Consider the following 18,911-nt stretch of genomic DNA (forward strand, 5'->3'; position numbering starts at 1 on the left):
TTCCGCTGGCGCTAGAAAGCTGACAGCTAAGCAATTGGTTGTTAAGTCTTTTAGCTGACGTTTTTTTGACCAGCGTATCGCGGTTTAACAGATAGTCAGGACCGAAGATGAAGCCAGCTTGGAGATAATCGATATGAAATGCGCCAGTATCATTGACACTCGCACGCCTCGGAATAAATCGGCTATTAATATGGATATTACGGTTTGCGCTGATTTTCAAAAAATTTCGGTCCGACTATTCGCTGTAATAAATATCAAAAGACCAGATTGGATGGTAATAGAGTATTTGTGGCTGATGCCCCTCTCGTCGGAACATGGCGGCTAAGGAGTGCATTTGAGCCTTGCTAAAATCGAAGTTTCCGGAAATAACCACTTCTGCCACACAACGCCGCTGACGGCATGAGACATAATTAATATTATAAGAGCCAGGGGTTAGTTGATTTGATAAGGATTGTCGGAGCTCAAATTCGCGAACCGAATCCCACCTACCGGAGCTTTCATCACTATCTAGGTGTTCAACATTTGCCGTAACCAGGCTTTCGCCACTATGAAAACGGTCAAAAAAATCGGATACCAACAATTCAAATGTATAGGCACCGTTTTCTTGAAGAAAGGCCGTTACTGAATAACCATTCCAGTCAAAATAACCTATATCTTCATCTTCGGGCATATAATTTTGAGCCAGTTCGACAAGCTCATCATAGCTTTCATCTTGAATTGATATACTCCGCTTAGCGGCTCTCAGTTTGTCCAGCATCTCTTTTTGTGCATGGTTAGTCATGTTAGGCGAGTAGTGTTCTATTTGGTTTGTTTCTGGCGGCTCCGGAGTCATGCTGGCTGATTGTTTACTTAAGACAATATGCTGACTTGGAGACAAGGAGGTGAATGTTTCCTTGTCAGTGGGCAATATCTGGTTCCCTTCTTGAGAGAAAAAAATCCAACCGGCAACCAAGATAATAGTTAGAATAAAAGCTAATTTGGTCTTCAAATTGCTTCGGCAAACTTCGTTGCCGCCTCCATGATGAAAATTTTAATTTTTGCGCGCACTAACCCTGATTTCCCTGTCAAATAAACTGACTACTATCTCTATCCTATTAGAATTCGGGTGCTAAAAACTACTACATATTAAATAAATAGAATTACTAGCTTGGCTGTGGCTAAATTAGAAACTCAACAGAGAGATAACAAGGATAGGTAAAATGCCAATATTTAAGGAGTATAAAGTTGTTCATGTTGCCGAAGGAGGTTGCGGCACTATCCTATTGGGGTCCAGTGGCGTACCCCTGAAGAAAGTAGAGTAGGCATTAAACCGTGAAGCAGCCGATGGTTGGCAATTGGCGTTTCAAGTTATCGAACAAAAAATATTTTGGCTGTTTTCTATCGGAACCTTTTTTTTCTTGGGGGGCGGTTGGGTATTAGTCGCACTAATATTTCTTTTGGAGATTCCACAACTATTTAGAGCTCAAACCATAGTTCGTCTCCACAATATCGGGGTTATGAAAGAGTTGTTACTTACCGTGTCTAGGCATTGAGATTATAACTTTCGGACTTGAACATTATTTATGAAAATAGAACAAAAAATAGGAACGGTCGCGCTAGTTGTTGAAGACTACGATGATGCAATTGCTTTCTACACCGAAAAACTAAGATTTGAATTGTTAGAAGATACCGACATGGGCGGTGGTAAGCGCTGGGTAGTGGTGTCGCCTCCAAATTCAACGGGCACTAATTTATTGTTAGCGAAAGCGAGCAATGATGAGCAACGCAAGTCGGTAGGCAATCAAGCTGGTGGTCGGGTGTTCCTGTTTCTGCAAACCAATGACCTGTGGCGTGACTATGAATTTATGAAAAGCCAGGGCGTAGAATTTACGGAAGAACCGCGCGTGGAAGAATATGGCACCGTGGTTGTATTTAAAGACCTTTATGGGACGAAATGGGACTTAATTCAGTTGAACTAAAGTCTCTGGTAAACCAATGCGTGGCTTTGTTTTTTCTATTTGTGGTAACCTCAAGAAATCGCCCTAATAGGAAATAGAACTGTGAAATCATTGACCAACTATTTAGCTTTTTTATCTCTGGTTGTGCTGGTGTCACTACCCACCAGCGTTTTGGCACAAGATGACGTCACTGCGTCAGACAAAGAACAACCGGTTCCCGAACCAACGCGCTTTAGCTCGCAGCACAAAGGTGTGTTTAATGGTACGCGGCTAAGCTACAAAGTAGACGCTGGCGAAACCTATATTGGTAATACTGAAGGTGACCCTACTGCTGCAATTTTCTCGTTCGATTATGTAGTGGACAAGGAACAGGGTCGTCCCGTTACCTTTATCTGGAACGGCGGGCCGGGTTCGTCTTCAAACTGGTTGCATATGGGCGGTTATGGCCCCAAGCGTATTGTGGTGCCCAGCGACGCAGAGCATCCAGGCGCTGCGCCGTACACCATTAAAGATGCACCTGAAACCATTCTTGATGTAACCGACATGGTGTTTGTAGATCCTGTTGGTACGGGTTTTTCACGCGCTATTGGTAAGGGTGAAAAGAAAGACTTTTGGGGGCTTACTGGCGACGCCAATGCTATGGCTGCCTTCATTGCCAAGTGGCTAACCGAGAATAACCGCTGGAACTCGCCGGTGTTCTTGTTGGGTGAAAGCTTCGGCACCACCCGCGCTGCGGCCGTTGCTAAGATACTGCTCGACGATTACGTGATTAACGTGAACGGGATTGTGTTTGTGTCGCAGGCGCTGGATTACCAAGGCTCCAGCCCGTACGTTGATGACAACATCATTTCCTACGTTACGTACATTCCTACCATGGCTGCCACAGCCTGGTATCACGGTAAAGTAGATAACTCAGGTGACTTTGAAGCGTTCATCCAAGAAAGCCGTGAGTTCGCAACACAAGAACTGCTGCCTGCCTTGTTTGAGGGTAACTTGTTAGGAGATGAAAAACGCGCCGAATTGGTTAGCGAGCTGCAACGTTTTACTGGCTTAAGCAAAGAGTATATTGAGCGCGTTGACTTGCGTATTAATGCTTTCCGTTTCGCGAAAGAATTGCGGCGCGACGACGGCATTGCTGTAGGTCTGCTGGATAGCCGTTACACCGAAGATGAACGCGATGATGTTGCAGCAAGCCCTCGCGCAGATGCTGCACGTGCTATTTCGCCAGCTTACAAAGCATCACTGATGCATTATATGCGTAACGACCTAGGCATTGACTGGGATCGCAGCTACTTCAATCCTGCTGACCCTGAGCTTTCGGGTAACTGGCGTTGGAACCCTCTGCCAGAGGGGCGCACCTGGGAACCTAAGTACGTGAATACAGCGCCGGATTTGGCCTCGGTACTGCGCAGTAATCCTACGTTGAAAGTAATGGTGAGCTCTGGTTATTACGACCTGGTTACGCCGTTTTTTGATGCTGAGTACACACTCAACCGGCATGGTATTGCGAGTGAAGACATCATTTACCACTACTATCACGGCGGCCACATGATGTATGTGCATGAACCAGCACGAAAAGCCTTACTTGAAGACACCCGCCAGTTTATTCAAACGCAAACGGGTAAAACCGATTAACCATCCCGATAGCGCGGGGCTCCTGTGAGCCTTGCGCACCCTCACTTAGGTAACGAAATGGCATTGCAAGCAACCCCTTATAAAATCTCTCTGGATATTTCGGATACTGATCGCGGCGTTTACGAGAGTGTGAAATTTACCGTGGCACGGCATCCGTCCGAAACTGAGTTGCGTTTAGCCTCACGCGTATTGGCTTATGCGATGTTTTATCATCCGCAATTAGCTTTCGGTCGCGGGTTATCTGATACCGACGAGGCGGCACTGTGGGAAATGGATCTCACGGGTGAAATTCAGCATTGGATTGATGTTGGCTTGCCCGATGCGGCACGGGTTATCAAAGCCAGTCGACGTGCACCGCGCATGTCCGTAGTTGTGTATGGCAATGCGCGGTTGTGGCGAGAAAAAGTGCTACCGCAGTTTGCTCATTTAACCAATGTGAATGTTTTTGTGTTACCGCAAGACGAATTAGCTGAAATTGCTGCAAAACTGAATCGCTCAACCCATTGGGGCGTCATGATCAGCGACGGTCAACTGTACATCAGCGATGACACTGAACAAATGACCATCACACTCGAGTGTTGGCATGGTGAAATGCCGAAGGCCCCTTAAAAGTACGTCTCGCTGACTTCTTCGGCAATAGTAATCAACCCCATCTGCATTTCATCAATAAACTCGTGCAGGCTTTCCTGCTTCAAAGATTGCGGCTTGGCTTTCAATAGCTTGGTTTGCAGCTTATCGATGGGCACAATAGCTTTATCGTGGCGTGGCAGTTCTTGTAAAACTGCCTTAGCTTCCTCCAGCGTGTGCAGCAATGAGCGCGGAAAGCGAGATTCCAGCAACAGGAACTTAAGTACATCGGGTCGGTTAATACGCAGGCGCATTTCCCGCCGATACATTTGATACGCCGACATAGATTTAAGTACGCCCATCCACTGAATATTTTCAAAAGCTGATTGCTCATGATCAAGTTCGGGTAGTAGCGTGGCCGAGCGCACATCAATAATCCGGGTGGTCATATCACCACGCTCAATATTGCGGCCCAAGCGCAGGAAAGCATAGCCTTCATCATGGGTCATAGTGCCCGACAACATGCCGGTAATAGTCTGATTGAAGTGGATAACACCATTCAGGGCTTCGTAGCGATGACGACGCCCCAGCATCGACTGGCGATTCTGCATGGCCGACAGATATAAGGTATTAATTTGCTCCCAGCACTCGGTAGGAAGAATCTCCCGAATGGTACGGGCGTTTTCTCTGGCCTGGGTAAGCGAATTGATAATCGAGCTAGGGTTGTTTTTATCGGTGACCATATATTTGACCACACTGTGCTCGTCCGCCTGCTCGTAGTTCTCATAGAAATCGTCGCGTACCGACAGAATATCTATAATGGGCTCCCAGCCTAGCTTTACCGTTTTCGGTAAATCCATTAGCAGGTGCGAGTTTACGTTAATTACTCTGGCTGTGTTTTCGGCCCGCTCCAGGTATCTGGCCATCCAGAACATATTACTTGCTACCCGTGACAACATGATTAAGCCTCCATATCCACAATCCAGGTGTCCTTACTACCGCCACCCTGAGACGAGTTAACCACAATAGACCCTTTGCGCAAGGCGACTCGAGTTAGCCCGCCCGTAGTAACCTTGATTTCTTTGCCGCTTAATACAAAGGGGCGTAAATCCAGGTGTCGGGGTTCTGCTTTGTTCTCAATCAGGGTTGGCGCGGTCGACAACATCAGCATTGGCTGCGCTACATAGTTGCGGGGGTCCCGGCGAACCAGGCGCTTAAACTTCTCACATTCCGCTTTGGTGGCATGGGGGCCAATAAGCATACCGGCGCCGCCGGATTCATTGGCTGGTTTCACCACCATGTTATGTATGTTCTCAATCACATAGTCGCGTTCTTCCTTATTAATGCACTTATAAGTAGGAACGTTTGGAATAATGGCTTCTTCGTTCAGATAATACTTAATAATGTCTGGTACAAAGGCGTACACAACCTTATCGTCTGCAACGCCTGAACCAGGGGCATTCGCCAGCGCTACATTGCCAGCTTTCCATGCACGCATTAAACCAGGCACCCCAAGCATTGATTCGGGGTTGAATACCTCAGGGTCAATAAAGTGATCATCAACGCGGCGATAAACGACATCCACCCGCGCCGGGCCCTCAATCGTACGCATATACACAACGTCGTCGTCATCTACAAACAAATCACGACCTTCAACCACCTCGGCGCCCATTTGCTGAGCCAGATACGCATGCTCGAAGTAGGCTGAATTATAAATACCCGGGGTTAGTAGTACGATTTCCGGCTGCTCAATGTCGCGTGGCGATAGCTGACATAACATGTCATACAGTTGGGAAGGGTAATCGTCGATCGGTAAAATGCTGTATTGCTCAAACATTTCCGGGAATACGCGTTTCATGACCTTGCGGTTTTCCAGCATGTAAGACACGCCGGAAGGAACCCGCAGGTTGTCTTCAAGTACGTAAACAGTGCCGTCGTTGTCGCGGACTAAATCCGACCCGCAAATATGCGCCCATATTCCCAGCGGTGGACGCACGCCTTTGCATTCAGCTAAAAAATTCTTGGATTTTTTCAGCAGGTCAGCGGGAAATACGCCGTCTTTAATGATTTTTTGATCGTTGTATAGATCATCAATAAACATATTCAGAGCTTTAACGCGTTGTTTCAGCCCTTCTTCTATTTTTACCCATTCTTGTTTGTCGATAATTCGGGGGATAATGTCAAAGGGCCACGCTCTATCAATAGACCCTTCGTCTTCGTGGTAAACCCGGAAGCTAATGCCCATTACATGAATGGCAGAGTCCGCGGCAACCTTAAATTCTTCAATGTCTTCATTGCTCAGGCTGCGCAAATAGCCGCATATAATTTCGGCGGCGGCGCGCGGTTTGCCTGACGCTCGTAATAATTCATCGTACAAATTGGTGACTTTATAGCTTCCCCAACGAATGGTCATGCCAGTCCTCACTTTTGTTTTATCCCTGTTATAAACATAGTGGTAGTTTCGGCAAAAATGCAAAATTGTTTGCTTTTTACGCTTAGTTACATAGAGAATACGATGAATTTAAGCTGAGCTTCAGCTCATCGTTGTGGAGTGTTTTGTGACCTATTGTTTGGCAATTCGTGTTAACAAGGGCTTGGTGTTTGCGTCTGATTCGCGCACTAACGCCGGGGTAGATTATGTGGCCACGTACAGCAAGATGTATAGGTTTGCCTGGCCGGGTGAGCGTTCCCTGGTGTTGCTGTCCGCAGGCAGCCTGGCTACCTCACAGGCGGTAGTGAACGCCATCAACTCCGATCTGGAAGATCCCGATGCACCATTTAATCTGCGCAAGGGTAAACACCTTTACGATGTAGCCAGTTACATTGGTAGTTTGAGTCAAAAAGAGCAGCAACAGCACGCGCCCGCATTGGAGAAAAGTAAATCCAGTGCTGAAGCCACCTTTATTCTTGGTGGCCAAATTGCCGGTAAAACCTGTGAGATTTATATGATTTATCCGCAGGGCAATTACATTAGCGCGTCGGAAGACACGCCTTACTTGCAAATAGGTGAAAACAAATACGGTAAGCCTATTTTAGACCGTATTATTATGGCCAATACGTCGCTGGAAGACGCCGCGCGTTGTGCCATGGTATCGCTTGATTCTACTGTGCGAAGTAATATCAGTGTGGGCTTACCCATTGAACTGGCTATTTACACTGAAGACAGCATGGAAGAGCCCTGGCACAACAAATATAGTGCTTTCAGCCCCATGTATAAGTCGATGCAGAAACAATGGAACGAAGGACTGCGGCAGGCCTTTTCAGGCCTACCAAGATTTGACTGGGAAAAAGAGAGTTAAATCTAACTTTTATAAGCTGCGCAGATAACCTTGTGAATAAAGCGCAGCTTATTCGTGGCAATATTGGAAATAACAAATGGGTAAGCATCGTCCAGGCCCATGCTGCGATTAAGCGCGTTTAACACCGCCGTTAGCCGGCACCAGTCGTTATACAGCTGGTTAAAATGAGCTTCACTTTTAGCTTCGTCACTTTGTGGTAATTGGTGCAATGGGTTTACCACCTGATATGACGACACGCTGAAGTCAAAGTTACTTGCGGTTTCCAGCGTATCTACCATGTGCAAATAGTGCGCCCAGGTTTCAGCCCAGTCTTCCCACGGGTGCATGCTGGCATAAGCACTTACCCACACTTTATGCCACTCGGGCGCCGGGCCATGGTCGTAATAATTTTGCAGGGCATAGGTATAGTCCAGCCGCTCGTCGCCAAAAAGTTCGCGGAACTCTTCCAGCCAAGGGCTATTGCGTACCAGCCGGTCCCAATAGTAGTGACCGGACTCATGCCGAAAATGGCCCAGCAGCGTACGATACTGCTCGTTCATTTCCTCACGCATTTTCACCCGCGAGCTATGCTCAGCTTCTTTCAGGTTCAGCGTAATAATGCCCGCACTGTGACCGGTAGAAACGAAGTTTTTAACCGTGAGTTCATTGCCAAAATCGTCTTCAACTTGATCTTCCAAAAACTCGAAACCAAGCCCATGTTGAGGATCTTGATACCGCGAGACTACCGGCAACTCAAGTTTATAAAGGGTATAAAGCAAACGCCGTTTGGCTTGCTCCATGCGAAACCAAAGTAGCCTGTTTTCGGGTTGGTCCAGATTGGGAATAGTTCGGGTTAACTCACAGGAAGCACATAGCTCGCCCTGCTGCTCAGCCGGAATCATCCAGTTGCATACGTCCTGCACCGAGTAGTTTTTACACTGGCGATAAAGTTTGCCATTGGCGGCCGATCGCCAAATGCCTTTTTCATGCTTGGTAAAAGCACTCAGCTTTTTTTCATCCGGCATAAAACCCAGCATGAGCCCACAACTGACGCAACGCGTGTTCGAGAAATGCAGAGTATTACCGCACTGACATGAAAAGGTTCGCATAATTTTGATACCAAGGTTCGCTTGCTTATTAGCATTGAGCGTTCAGTTTATGAGCTATTTTAACACGTTACTGAGTAATGCGTTTATGGTAATGGTTAGTAGACGTTAGTTCTTCATGGGTCCTGCTGCAAGCCAGTGTTTTATTGCGACAAGGAATGCGGGCAAATTTCTGAATGCTTTGTCGATGTGCTTTTATTCTTGCCCAGTTAAGTTAACTCTTGTAACTTCAACAAGATAAGTAGCCCAACTAGCTACAAACCTCATACCACGGAGAATGGAAATAATGAATTTTATTCGGTCTATTGCTACGGCTACGGCTTTGTGTTTACCACTGGTGTGCAATGCCGGTGTTTATTCAGACGACTTATCCCGGTGTCTGGTGGAATCCGCAACCCCGGCTAACAAAGCTGCCCTGGTAAAGTGGATGTTTACCTCAATGGCGCTGCACCCTGATGTGTCGGCTATGTCTGCCGTGACAGATGAACAACGCGAAGAAGCAAACAAAGCTGCTGCCGACATGTTTGTTGAACTTATGAGTGTGACATGTCTGGAACAATCCCAAAAAGCGATTAAATATGAAGGGCCTGTTGCCATTCAGCAAGGGTTCCAGATTTTCGGTCAGGTTGCCGGTCAGGAGCTATTCGCAAACCCAAATGTTGCCCAAGCTCTCTCAGGCCTCCAAAAACACGTAGACAGCGAAAAATTGGCCGAAGCCCTGGATGTTGGGCAGTAAACGAGTCACGTTCTGTTCAGTGCTGAGTGTCGATTTCTTCTTTTGCCGTTCGATTACTAAACTGAAGCTATAAAAATGGAGAAGCACCATGGCAAAAGGAAAAGGTACTGCACGCTTGCACCGAATTATAAAAGCACCGGTTGAGCGTGTTTATAAAGCATTTGTGGATAAAAGTGCACTGGAATACTGGTCACCACCTTACGGTTTTACCGGCAGCATCACGAATATGGATGTACGCGAGGGTGGTGGTTACAACATGTCGTTTACTAACTTTTCTACTGGCACCAGCCACGCGTTTACCGTCAAGTATGTAGAACTGAAGCCCAATGAGCGTATTCGGGAAACCGATACTTTTGATCATGGACCAACTAACGACGTTATGACGGTGACGGCTGAGTTCAAAAAGGTCGCGTGCGGTACGGAATTGACCATTGTGCAGGACGGAATTCCCGCCGAAATTCCGGTTGAGTTTTGTTACGCCGGCTGGCAAGAGTCGTTAGCTCAGCTGGCGTACTTAGTGGAACCTGAAATACCTGACCACCCGGCAGAGTAATGGCCTGTTTTATTTAAGACCCGCCCGCGCAGCGTGCAGCTTTTTATAGCTCTCAATTAAGCGCAGGTGCTTGTCTAAGCCTTCCAGTTGCATGTTGGTTGGGGTTAGGCCGTAAAAGCGCATGGTGCCGTTCACGGAGCCAACCACAGCCAACATGGTGTCAGCACCAAACATGCGCTGGAAGTTAGGTAGGTAGTCTTCCAGTTCCAGCTCGTCGTCTAACGTAATCTCTAATACAGCGCTTACGGCGCGGTAGAACAAGCCGCGTTCAACGGTGTTGTCGTTGTACTGCAGGAAAGCTTCTACCAGCTCAAAGGCTTCTTCATGTTGTTGCAGGGCTAAATAAATCAAAATCTTCAGCTCTAAAATAGTGAGCTGTCCCCATGCGGTATTCTCGTCGAACTCAATGCCAATCAGGGTAATAATGTCGGTGTAATTATCTAGCTGGCTGTCTTCTAAGCGCTCAACTAAATCGGCCAGTTGCTCATCACTTAAGCTGTGCAGGTTCAATATGTCTTCACGGTAATCAAGGGCCTGGTTGGTGTTGTCCCACACCAGATCTTCCACCGGATATATCTCGGAATAGCCAGGTACCAGAATGCGGCACACAGGCGCGCCAAGATCCTGATGCACGGCCATATAAACTTCTTTGCCCATATCGGCAAGAATAGCGAACAAGCTGGCAGCTTCTTCGGCATTGGTATGGTTACCCTTGTTGGTAAAGTCCCACTCATTGAATTCATAATCGCTGCGCGAACTGAAAAAGCGCCACGACACCAAGCCCGAAGAATCAATAAAGTGCTCAACGAAGTTATTCGGCTCGGTTACGGCCATAGAGTTAAAGGTTGGTGGCTGAAAGTCGTTTAAGCCTTCAAAGCTGCGACCTTGCAGTAGCTCTGTTAAGCTGCGCTCAAGCGCAATTTCAAAACTTGGGTGTGCGCCAAAGGAAGCGAACACGCCACCGGTTTTCGGGTTCATTAAGGTTACGCAGGCAACCGGAAACTGTCCACCCAGCGAGGCGTCTTTAACCAGCACTGGGAAGCCCTGGGCTTCAAGTGCCTCAATGCCTTCCACCAGACCAGGGTACTTCGCCAGAACTTCAGCGGGTACGTCGGGTAACGTAATTTCGCCTTCCAGTATTTCGCGCTTTACTGCGCGCTCGAAAATTTCAGACAAGCACTGCACCTGAGCTTCTGCCAGGGTGTTACCTGCACTCATACCATTGCTTAAGTACAAATTTTCAATCAGGTTCGACGGGAAGTATACGGTCTCGCCGTCACTCTGGCGGGCGAAAGGCAGAGCACAAATACCACGATCAACCCGCCCGGAATTAGTGTCTATTAAATGCGAGCCACAGAGTTCACCTTCAGGGTCGTAAATGGCGGTGCAGTGCTCATCCAACAGGCCTTCCGGCAAGCTGTCGTCTTCGGTAAGTGCAAACCATTTTTCATTCGGATAGTGCACGAATTCGCTGTTGGCAATTTCTTCACCGAAGAACTGGTCGTTATAAAAGAAGTTACAGCTTAAGCGTTCAATAAATTCGCCCAGTGCTGAAGCCAGCGCGCTTTCTTTGGTAGCGCCTTTGCCGTTGGTAAAACACATGGGCGAGGCGGCATCGCGAATATGTAGTGACCACACGTGCGGCACTATGTTACGCCACGAGGCGATTTCGATTTTCATGCCCAGCGCGGCCAGCATGCCCGACATATTGGCGATGGTTTCTTCTAAAGGCAGATCTTTGCCTTCAATAAAGGTACGCGAGCCCGCATCTGGATTACCCATAAGTAATGCCTGGGCGTCTTCGTCTATGTTCTCGACGGTTTCAATTTGGAATTCCGGTCCGGTTTGCACCACTTTTTTCACAGTGCAGCGTTCAATTGAACGCAAAATGCCTTCGCGGTCTTTCTCCGAAATATCTTCGGGAAGTTCTACCTGAATTTTGAAAATCTGGTTGTAGCGGTTTTCAGGATCAACAATATTGTTTTGCGATAGCCGAATATTGTCGGTGGAAATATCCCGCGACAAACAATAAACACGCACAAAGTAGGCGGCGCAAAGCGCTGACGACGCTAAGAAATAATCGAACGGGCTGGGCGCAGAGCCGTCGCCCTTGTAGCGAATTGGCTGATCGGTAACCACCGTGAAGTCGTCAAACTTTGCTTCTAGTCTGAGATTCTCAAGAAAGTTAACTTTGATTTCCATGGGCACGCTACCGATTCTGCAATTGAATTTAAGGCCGCTATTATCCCGATTTTTACCGCCTGCGTCTTGGTGTTATTTGTTAATTGATTAATAACCTTGCCAGCAATTAAAAATCAAACAGGTCGCCCAGTAATCCGCCTTTTTTCTTTTTGTGGTAGCCGTGGTCACTTGAATGCCGTTGAGGCTCGCGGTATTCACTGCGCACTTGAGCTTGCGGCTGCGGTGGGGTAGCGCTGCGTTCAATTATTTTGTCCAGCTCGCCACGGTCCAACCATACTCCGCGGCACTTCGGGCAATAGTCTATTTCGATTCCCTGACGGTCGGTCATCACTAAGTTTTCTTCAGTACAGATAGGACACTTCATGGTGTTCTCCTTCATATCTGGTTATTACAAAATTAGTTACCAATAGAACAATACTGGTTTATGACAAGATACTATAGAGTTGATTCCAAAGTCTTCATATAGACAATTAAATAACATCCTGTTGTATGCAACGTCTTCAGAACCATAAAACTTTTACATAACCGCCTTTATCTCCTAGCTTTACGTTACTATGAGTAATCATAAAGAACCTGCTTCTTTGGAGCCTATGTCACAATTTGACTATGTACGGATATTTGAGCAAGGATCCGGCAAAAATCTGGTACTTTCACCTGGTGAATACCGGATTGTGGGGGTTAGTGATGCCTATTTAGAGGCAACTATGACCACCCGCGAGCAAATCATGGGCGAATTAGTGTTCGACATTTTCCCCGACGACGACAGCGACCCCCGCGCTGATGTTACCAAAGCCATACGGCACTCGTTAGAAACCGTTGAAATGACCAAGCAACCGCACTCCATGCCGGCTCTGCGTTATCCGATTCAGCGACCAGAATCAGCTGGTGGGGGCTTTGAAGAGCGCTGGTGGGACATTACCAATGTGCCGGTTTTTGATGCTGCCGGTAATCTAATGGTTATTAACAATCATGTTAATGACATTACTGCGCTGAAGAACTCTGAGGATTTGAATGCTCGTTTGCGTTCTACCATAGAGAACATCAACGATGCGTTCTTCCTGATAGACACCGAGTGGAAAGCTATGTTTCTGAATCAGCGCGCTGAGAAGCTGCTGGACCGTAAAGCTGCTGATCTGGTCGGTAAGTATATTTGGGACGAGTTTCCAGAAGCCAAAGAAAGTGACTTCTATATTCAGTACAACAAAGCGGTGGACACTCAGAAAACGGTGCGCTTTGTGGAGTATTATGAGCCGTTGGACAAGTGGCTTCAGGTGAGTGCGTACCCGGTTTCAGATGGCTTAGCTGTCTATTTTCGTGATGTGACCGATGAGCGTAAAAACCAGGATGCCTTAAAGCTAAACAAAGAGCGTTTCGATTTAGTGACCAAGGCTTCGCATGATGTTATTTGGGACTGGGACATAGTTACTGATGAGGTGTGGTGGAACGATAGTTTAAAAGAAATTTACGGCTACCACCCTAAAGACGTTGAGAAAGATTCAAAATCCTGGCTTAACCGCATACATCCAGACGATCTTGAGGTTGTATCAGAAGATATTCATAGCGTACTCGACAGTACTCAGTCTAATTGGGAACTAGAGTATAGGTTTAGATACCAATCGGGTGACTATGCCACTGTTATTGACCGTGGCTATGTGTTGCGAGACGAGCACGGCAAAGCGCTGCGAATGATTGGTAGTATGCTTGATGTAACTGAACGGCGAATCATGGATGCGAAGTTACGCCAGGCACAAAAATTAGAGGCGGTAGGGCATTTAACGGGTGGTATTGCGCATGATTTTAATAACTTACTAACGGTTATTTTAGGCAATGCGGAGTTAATTACTGAGCAGCTTGGCCAGCAGTCTCATTTGCGTGATTACGGCAATATGATTATATCTGCCGCAGAGCGCGGCTCTGAGCTAACCAACCGTTTACTAGCATTCGCCCGCAAGCAACCGCTTAGTCCAAAGGCAATTGACTTACCTGAGCTATTTAGTGATTTAAAGGTGTTGCTGCAGCGCACCTTAACCGAAAATGTAAGCGTTGAAATAACGCATCAACCTGGTGTTTCCAGCATTGAAGCCGATCAGGTACAACTTGAATCCGCGCTATTGAATCTGGTTATTAACGCGCATGATGCCATGCCTAACGGTGGGCGTCTGTCTATTGAAACCTGCAACACCACGCTAGACGATGTATATGTTGAGATGTTTCCCGACGTGAAGGCCGGCGATTATGTGATGATTGCCATTTGCGATAATGGTTCTGGCATGAATGCTGAAACGCTGGCGCAAGCATACGAACCTTTCTTTACCACCAAAGAAGTGGGGAAGGGAAGCGGGTTAGGCTTAAGCATGGTGTATGGCTTTATTAAGCAGTCGGGCGGACACATGCGCATTTATTCGGAGCCCAATCACGGAACCTGCGTGAAGTTGTACTTGCCGCCATTGCTAGAAATACAAGAAGCGTCATCTGAGCCGGTTCAATTAGCCCAGCCACAGCATGGTAAAGAACATATTCTGGTGGTTGAAGACGATCCGCTCGTTCGTGACCATGTAGTGAAATTACTGGAAAGCCTGGGGTATCGCATTACCTCGGCAAGTTCCGGTGACGAAGCTTTCGAGCGTTTAGCTGAATTCAGCTCGGTCGACTTGCTGTTTACCGATATAGTGATGCCCGGCAAATTGAATGGCTCGGAGCTGGCTGTTGCCGCGCAAAACATGTATCCAAACCTGAAAGTTATATTTACCTCGGGCTATACCGAAGAAACCCTGATGCATCAGGGGCGATTAAATTATGGTGTACACCTATTAAGTAAGCCGTATCGCCGTTACCAGTTAGCGGACAAACTAAGGTCGGTGCTGGATTACGAATAATCGGCGTAAGGCTCTGCTAGTCGCGGTGATGTAACGCGTGCTCGGCGTCGTACAACAGTTTTGAGTAACCAAAGGTTGGGCCGTCAGTGGCTGAAGCCATACCGATAGACACACTAAGCTTCAGAGAGCCGGTTGCTATTGATTCATTAATCGCAAGGTTAATGTCGTGCAGGAACCGTTCAACAATTTGTTGCACCTCAATCGGGTGCTCATCGTGGCGGTTAATCATCAGCACGCTAAATTCGTCGCCTGAAAAGCGACCGATAATATCTGACTGACGGAAGCAGTTACGTAGCGCGTCGGCAATTGTTACCAGAGCTTTATCACCTGCGCCGTGGCCATAAACTTCATTAAATTCACGAAAATCATCAATATCAATTAACAACAAATAGATGCCGAGCTGGCTACGTTCGGCAATTTTCAGCATGCTACGTGCGCGATGCTCGAACGCGGCTCGGTTAAATAATCTGGTCAGGTGGTCAATATCCTGATACTCGTCTGCTTGTAGTTCTTCTTCAACCAGAAAAGCCAACTGTTTTAAGACTACTTTTTCCTGATCGCTGAAGTTGCGAGCTTTATGATCAATTAAGCAGAGAGTGCCTATACGGTCGCCACTTTTTAGTTGCAGCGGGCAACCAGCATAAAAATTAACTGGATTCTCGGTATCAAGCACCAGTGCGTTGTCTTTGAATCTGGGGTGCGCTTGCGCATCGTTGACTACAAACACATCCTGATAACCTAAGGCGTGGGCGCAAAACGATACTTCACGTGAGGTTTCCGGGGCATCAAAGTCGGGGTGCGATTTAAACCACTGGCGTTCAACATCAACAAAAGAAATAAGTGAAATTGGTACGTTAAATAACCGCTTCGCTAGGCGGGTAATGCGATCAAATCGATATTCTTCCGGCGTATCTAATATGCTCAGCGATTGCAGCGCCTGTATGCGTTGCTGCTCCATACTTTGGTAATAGTTTTGAATCCAGACTTCCGAGTCTTCACCGGTCATCGGCTGGGCAATAGCGAATCCTTGTAGAATGTCGCACCCAATAGAATGCAAATAAGTGCGCATGGAATCGGTTTCAACGCCTTCGGCTATGGAAGTTAAACCCAAACTCTTGGCAAGGTCGACCACGCTTTTTATAACTGCTTTAGATTCCAACGAGCTGTCGCCAGTCATGACAAACGAACGGTCTATTTTTAATTCGGAAAAGGGCAGCCGCGCTAATTGTGCCAACGACGAATAGCCGGTGCCAAAGTCATCGATAGCCAACCCAAAGCCTTTAATGCGAAGCCGGGTCAGAATGTCCAGCATTTCAGTTGGGTTGTCCATGGCGGTGGTTTCAGTCACTTCAAGAATCACTTGCTCTGGCTTAATGCCGTGTTGGACACAACTTTCCGTGAGCTCTTCGGGTAAATTACGGTTTTGTAAATTCACCACTGAAATATTAATGGCCATGGTCAGATTTTCGGGTTCCATAACCAATGTCATAGATTGATTTGGGTTCACCACCTTACTAAGGCGGGCAAACCAGGTCATTGCCTGCTCGTAAACTTGGTGAGTTAGCGTATCAATTTGATGAGAACGCTCGGCTAGCTGAATGAAATAGTCAGGTAATACGGCACCATGGGTTTCGTCCTGCCAACGAGCAAGCACTTCGAAGCCAATCAGCAGATGACTGTCGCAACTAATTTTGGGTTGAAAATGCACATCAATTAGGTCGTTATCTAAGGCGTGCTGCAAGTCCTCCGCCGAAGGGAACCATTGGTTTTTTTCCTGGAGTGTTTCTTCTTTGGGTAGCGAACTATGGCGCCGGTCACGCTTTACAAAATCAGTGAGTATTTGGCGAACTTCCGCAGCGCGAAACGGCTTGTTGAGTAAGCCTGCTATTTCCAAACCATGCTCTTGTGCTGATAACGCTGATGAATTTACCACTCGTTTGCCGGCACCGCTGATAATAATTAGCTTGGCCTTGTGGTTAATATCCGCAAGGCGTTTAATTAATTCTACGCCATCGGTGTCGGGCATGATCAGGTCAACCATGATCAAGTCAGGTTCAAACAAGGTTAGCTGCTCATAAAATGCCAACGCTGTGTCGGTAAAGATGACATTAAAGCCACATTGCTCTGCAATGCTCTTGAGGGTCTGGCCGACCAGCTCATCGTCATCAATAATTAACAGCTTGTGTGCATTCATTTTATCGCCTTGCTTGTTGTTATAATTTTAACGTTAGTTTCGTTATTGTGTTGCGTAAAAGTGATACTAGTGACAACGCAATCAAATTACCATAGTCTTGTCTCAGATCAATAAACTCATCGAGTGTTCAGTGTATGTGGCCTTCCAAGGAAAGTTTGGAGAACATTAGTAAGTTTCTTAGAGCGACTGAAAAGTATAGCTCTGAGGTACACCTTTTGATTGGGCTATTGTCGGCTTCGTTAATTGCTATTACTTTTAAGCTTATTGCTGGCGCCGGCGGTGTGCCGCATGTGTTCGAGTACGGCTTCGTTTTACTTATTGTGCTTAGTGCCTTTATTCACGGACCTATGATTGGCGGTCTGGCTGGCTTGATTGTGGGCATGATGTTAAGCCCTGTGGTAGACACCTCAGTAAACACGGCAATACGAGGCGAAGACTACTTTTGGCCAATACGCCTAATTGTACTGACTATGTTAGGTCTTGGCGTCGGAATTTTAAAACGCTTGGTGTTGCACTTGCATGACGCCCTGCATACCGCTGAACGGCGTATGACCGGCACCAATCTGCCGAACTTAACTGCTGCAGTGGAACATATCGATAAGTTAATAAAGGTATCTGATCGTACTCCTGATAAGCAACTGAATTTAGTTAATTTACGTTTGGAGAATATTGAGAAACTGCGGCAGGAACTTGGTCGAAAAGCCACTGACGAATTTTTAGTGATGCTGGCCGATAAGTTTCAAAAACGTCTGGGTGCCGACTCTTATGTAACCCAAACCTCCAGCAATGAATTAACAGGTATTCATGCTTCGGAGTCTGCTGATGCCTTTGAGCAAATGCAGAAAGACATTAATTCAATGTTACTGGAAACTGTGGCTATTCAGGGCAAAGAACGCAAACTGGAAGCTGCTGCTGGTTTATATGGCATCGGTAAGGCCGGCCAACGTAATAAGTCGGTTGAGCAACTCATGCAAGAACTGACGGCTACCACTCAGCGTGCCATCGACAACGATCAGCCTCTGGCAGCTGTGATCGATAGCCATAGTGACGACGCCGAGGACATTGGGGCCTTCTCAGTGAAACGGCAGTTGCAGGAAGCGCTGGCCAAAAACGAATTTGTTCTGCACTACCAACCCCGACTGAATACAGCCAATGGTTATTTTACCTCACTGGAGGTAATACCGCTTTGGAATCACCCGCGTCGGGGTATGATTTCGTTTGCCGAGGCAATGCCCATTCTGGAAGAGGCTTCTATGGTGCAGTACTTTTCCATGTGGCTGGTGCGGCACGCACTGCATGATGCAGAAGCGTGGTTCAAGAAGGGCTACAAATTTCGAATATCCTTGAATATTTCCCTGACAGATAAGCTTGATGCCAAAGTGTTGGCGTATATTTTACGTGAAGTTCGGGCGCACACTATGGCAAGTGGTTTATTTAGTTTGGAAGTGTCAGAAGCTGCTCTAGTGAACGCCGATAAAAAAAGCATGGACTATCTTACCCACATTCAACATCAGGGGTTGTGTATAATTGCGTCAGACTTTGGCGAGGGTAAAGCGACAATTCAAACCTTATTCCGGATGCCGGTAGACGCGGTTAAGTTCACGAAAGGGCTCATAAACAAGGCCGGGCATCACAGCGACAAAAAACGCGAGCTATACAGCTTAATAAAAATGGTTCGCTCCAAAGGCTTAACCACTATTGCCAAAGGGGTGCAGAACCGTGAGGCGTTGTTAATGCTGAAGCAGTTGGGCGTTGACGAACTGCAGGGGCCAATTCTAAGTAAAGCGCTGCCCAAGAAAGACATTCCCTGGGCCCGCATCCGTTAAA

General features: G+C 47.0%; 15 protein-coding genes. 8 read left to right on the forward strand and 7 right to left on the reverse strand.

All coding sequences use genetic code 11. The features are described 5' to 3' along the window. Positions 1–235 precede the first annotated feature (235 nt). Complete coding sequence (locus CCE91_RS10580; RefSeq protein ID WP_126797223.1) at positions 236–988, reverse strand: hypothetical protein; 753 nt, start codon at positions 986–988, stop codon at positions 236–238. Positions 989–1,562: 574 nt separating this feature from the next. On the opposite strand from CCE91_RS10580, the gene CCE91_RS10590 reads away from it, so the two are divergent. The 3 genes from CCE91_RS10590 to CCE91_RS10600 all read left to right on the forward strand — a co-directional run bounded on the left by CCE91_RS10590 (position 1,563) and on the right by CCE91_RS10600 (position 4,181). Continuing rightward, positions 1,563–1,958: a VOC family protein gene (locus CCE91_RS10590; RefSeq protein ID WP_086435268.1), complete on the forward strand. Its 396-nt coding sequence runs from the start codon at positions 1,563–1,565 to the stop codon at positions 1,956–1,958. 81 nt (positions 1,959–2,039) lie between these two features. Further along, on the forward strand, positions 2,040–3,572 hold the full coding sequence (locus tag CCE91_RS10595; protein ID WP_086435269.1) for a S10 family peptidase: 1,533 nt from the start codon (positions 2,040–2,042) through the stop codon (positions 3,570–3,572). A gap of 57 nt (positions 3,573–3,629) precedes the next feature. Beyond that, positions 3,630–4,181 (forward strand): YaeQ family protein, encoded by a 552-nt coding sequence (locus CCE91_RS10600; RefSeq protein ID WP_086435270.1) that lies wholly within the window; start codon positions 3,630–3,632, stop codon positions 4,179–4,181. On the opposite strand, the gene CCE91_RS10605 is transcribed toward CCE91_RS10600, so the two are convergent. Next, positions 4,178–5,098, reverse strand: a complete 921-nt coding sequence (locus tag CCE91_RS10605) for an alpha-E domain-containing protein (RefSeq protein WP_086435271.1) — start codon at positions 5,096–5,098, stop codon at positions 4,178–4,180. The genes CCE91_RS10600 and CCE91_RS10605 overlap by 4 nt on opposite strands. 2 nt (positions 5,099–5,100) lie before the next feature. Further along, the gene (locus CCE91_RS10610) at positions 5,101–6,552 is read right to left on the reverse strand and encodes a circularly permuted type 2 ATP-grasp protein (RefSeq protein ID WP_086435272.1); all 1,452 of its coding nucleotides are present in this window, start codon (positions 6,550–6,552) and stop codon (positions 5,101–5,103) included. Positions 6,553–6,697: 145 nt separating this feature from the next. Here CCE91_RS10610 and CCE91_RS10615 point away from each other — a divergent pair, with 145 nt between their 5' ends. Continuing rightward, a complete protein-coding gene (locus CCE91_RS10615) occupies positions 6,698–7,438 on the forward strand; it encodes a peptidase (protein WP_086435273.1) in 741 nt (246 codons plus the stop codon). 2 nt (positions 7,439–7,440) lie between these two features. Here the strand turns inward: CCE91_RS10615 and CCE91_RS10620 are convergent, their stop codons facing one another. Next, positions 7,441–8,526, reverse strand: coding sequence for a zinc-binding metallopeptidase family protein (locus CCE91_RS10620; protein ID WP_086435274.1), 1,086 nt, complete (start codon positions 8,524–8,526; stop codon positions 7,441–7,443). A 283-nt stretch (positions 8,527–8,809) separates the two neighbouring features. On the opposite strand from CCE91_RS10620, the gene CCE91_RS10625 reads away from it, so the two are divergent. Together CCE91_RS10625 and CCE91_RS10630 are read left to right on the forward strand one after the other, a co-directional pair. Next, positions 8,810–9,259, forward strand: coding sequence for a hypothetical protein (locus tag CCE91_RS10625; RefSeq protein ID WP_086435275.1), 450 nt, complete (start codon positions 8,810–8,812; stop codon positions 9,257–9,259). An 88-nt stretch (positions 9,260–9,347) separates the two neighbouring features. Continuing rightward, the gene (locus CCE91_RS10630; protein ID WP_086435276.1) at positions 9,348–9,812 is read left to right on the forward strand and encodes an SRPBCC family protein; all 465 of its coding nucleotides are present in this window, start codon (positions 9,348–9,350) and stop codon (positions 9,810–9,812) included. Between the two features lie 9 nt (positions 9,813–9,821). On the opposite strand, the gene CCE91_RS10635 is transcribed toward CCE91_RS10630, so the two are convergent. Then, complete coding sequence (locus CCE91_RS10635; protein ID WP_086435277.1) at positions 9,822–12,014, reverse strand: OsmC domain/YcaO domain-containing protein; 2,193 nt, start codon at positions 12,012–12,014, stop codon at positions 9,822–9,824. 106 nt (positions 12,015–12,120) lie between these two features. After that, the gene (locus CCE91_RS10640; protein WP_086435278.1) at positions 12,121–12,378 is read right to left on the reverse strand and encodes a TFIIB-type zinc ribbon-containing protein; all 258 of its coding nucleotides are present in this window, start codon (positions 12,376–12,378) and stop codon (positions 12,121–12,123) included. Positions 12,379–12,604: 226 nt separating this feature from the next. Here CCE91_RS10640 and CCE91_RS10645 point away from each other — a divergent pair, with 226 nt between their 5' ends. Further along, positions 12,605–14,890, forward strand: coding sequence for a hybrid sensor histidine kinase/response regulator (locus tag CCE91_RS10645; RefSeq protein ID WP_159454941.1), 2,286 nt, complete (start codon positions 12,605–12,607; stop codon positions 14,888–14,890). A 16-nt stretch (positions 14,891–14,906) separates the two neighbouring features. Here CCE91_RS10645 and CCE91_RS10650 read toward each other — a convergent pair whose 3' ends face one another. Next, complete coding sequence (locus CCE91_RS10650; RefSeq protein ID WP_086435280.1) at positions 14,907–17,084, reverse strand: EAL domain-containing protein; 2,178 nt, start codon at positions 17,082–17,084, stop codon at positions 14,907–14,909. A 215-nt stretch (positions 17,085–17,299) separates the two neighbouring features. Here CCE91_RS10650 and CCE91_RS10655 point away from each other — a divergent pair, with 215 nt between their 5' ends. Beyond that, positions 17,300–18,910 (forward strand): EAL domain-containing protein, encoded by a 1,611-nt coding sequence (locus CCE91_RS10655; RefSeq protein WP_159454942.1) that lies wholly within the window; start codon positions 17,300–17,302, stop codon positions 18,908–18,910. Position 18,911: the final 1 nt, after the last annotated feature.

Origin of the sequence: Pseudidiomarina planktonica, assembly GCF_900177775.1 — a bacterium.
GTDB classification, from domain to species: domain Bacteria; phylum Pseudomonadota; class Gammaproteobacteria; order Enterobacterales; family Alteromonadaceae; genus Pseudidiomarina; species Pseudidiomarina planktonica.

Excerpts from the sequence above, each read along its gene's own strand:
- CCE91_RS10590 (WP_086435268.1), top strand. The coding sequence starts at position 1,563 with ATGAAAATAGAACAAAAAATAGGAACGGTCGCGCTAGTTGTTGAAGAC.
- CCE91_RS10600 (WP_086435270.1), top strand. The coding sequence starts at position 3,630 with ATGGCATTGCAAGCAACCCCTTATAAAATCTCTCTGGATATTTCGGAT.
- CCE91_RS10605 (WP_086435271.1), bottom strand. The coding sequence starts at position 5,098 with ATGTTGTCACGGGTAGCAAGTAATATGTTCTGGATGGCCAGATACCTG.
- CCE91_RS10610 (WP_086435272.1), bottom strand. The coding sequence starts at position 6,552 with ATGACCATTCGTTGGGGAAGCTATAAAGTCACCAATTTGTACGATGAA.
- CCE91_RS10620 (WP_086435274.1), bottom strand. The coding sequence starts at position 8,526 with ATGCGAACCTTTTCATGTCAGTGCGGTAATACTCTGCATTTCTCGAAC.
- CCE91_RS10625 (WP_086435275.1), top strand. The coding sequence starts at position 8,810 with ATGAATTTTATTCGGTCTATTGCTACGGCTACGGCTTTGTGTTTACCA.
- CCE91_RS10630 (WP_086435276.1), top strand. The coding sequence starts at position 9,348 with ATGGCAAAAGGAAAAGGTACTGCACGCTTGCACCGAATTATAAAAGCA.
- CCE91_RS10635 (WP_086435277.1), bottom strand. The coding sequence starts at position 12,014 with ATGGAAATCAAAGTTAACTTTCTTGAGAATCTCAGACTAGAAGCAAAG.
- CCE91_RS10640 (WP_086435278.1), bottom strand. The coding sequence starts at position 12,378 with ATGAAGTGTCCTATCTGTACTGAAGAAAACTTAGTGATGACCGACCGT.
- CCE91_RS10645 (WP_159454941.1), top strand. The coding sequence starts at position 12,605 with ATGTCACAATTTGACTATGTACGGATATTTGAGCAAGGATCCGGCAAA.
- CCE91_RS10650 (WP_086435280.1), bottom strand. The coding sequence starts at position 17,084 with ATGAATGCACACAAGCTGTTAATTATTGATGACGATGAGCTGGTCGGC.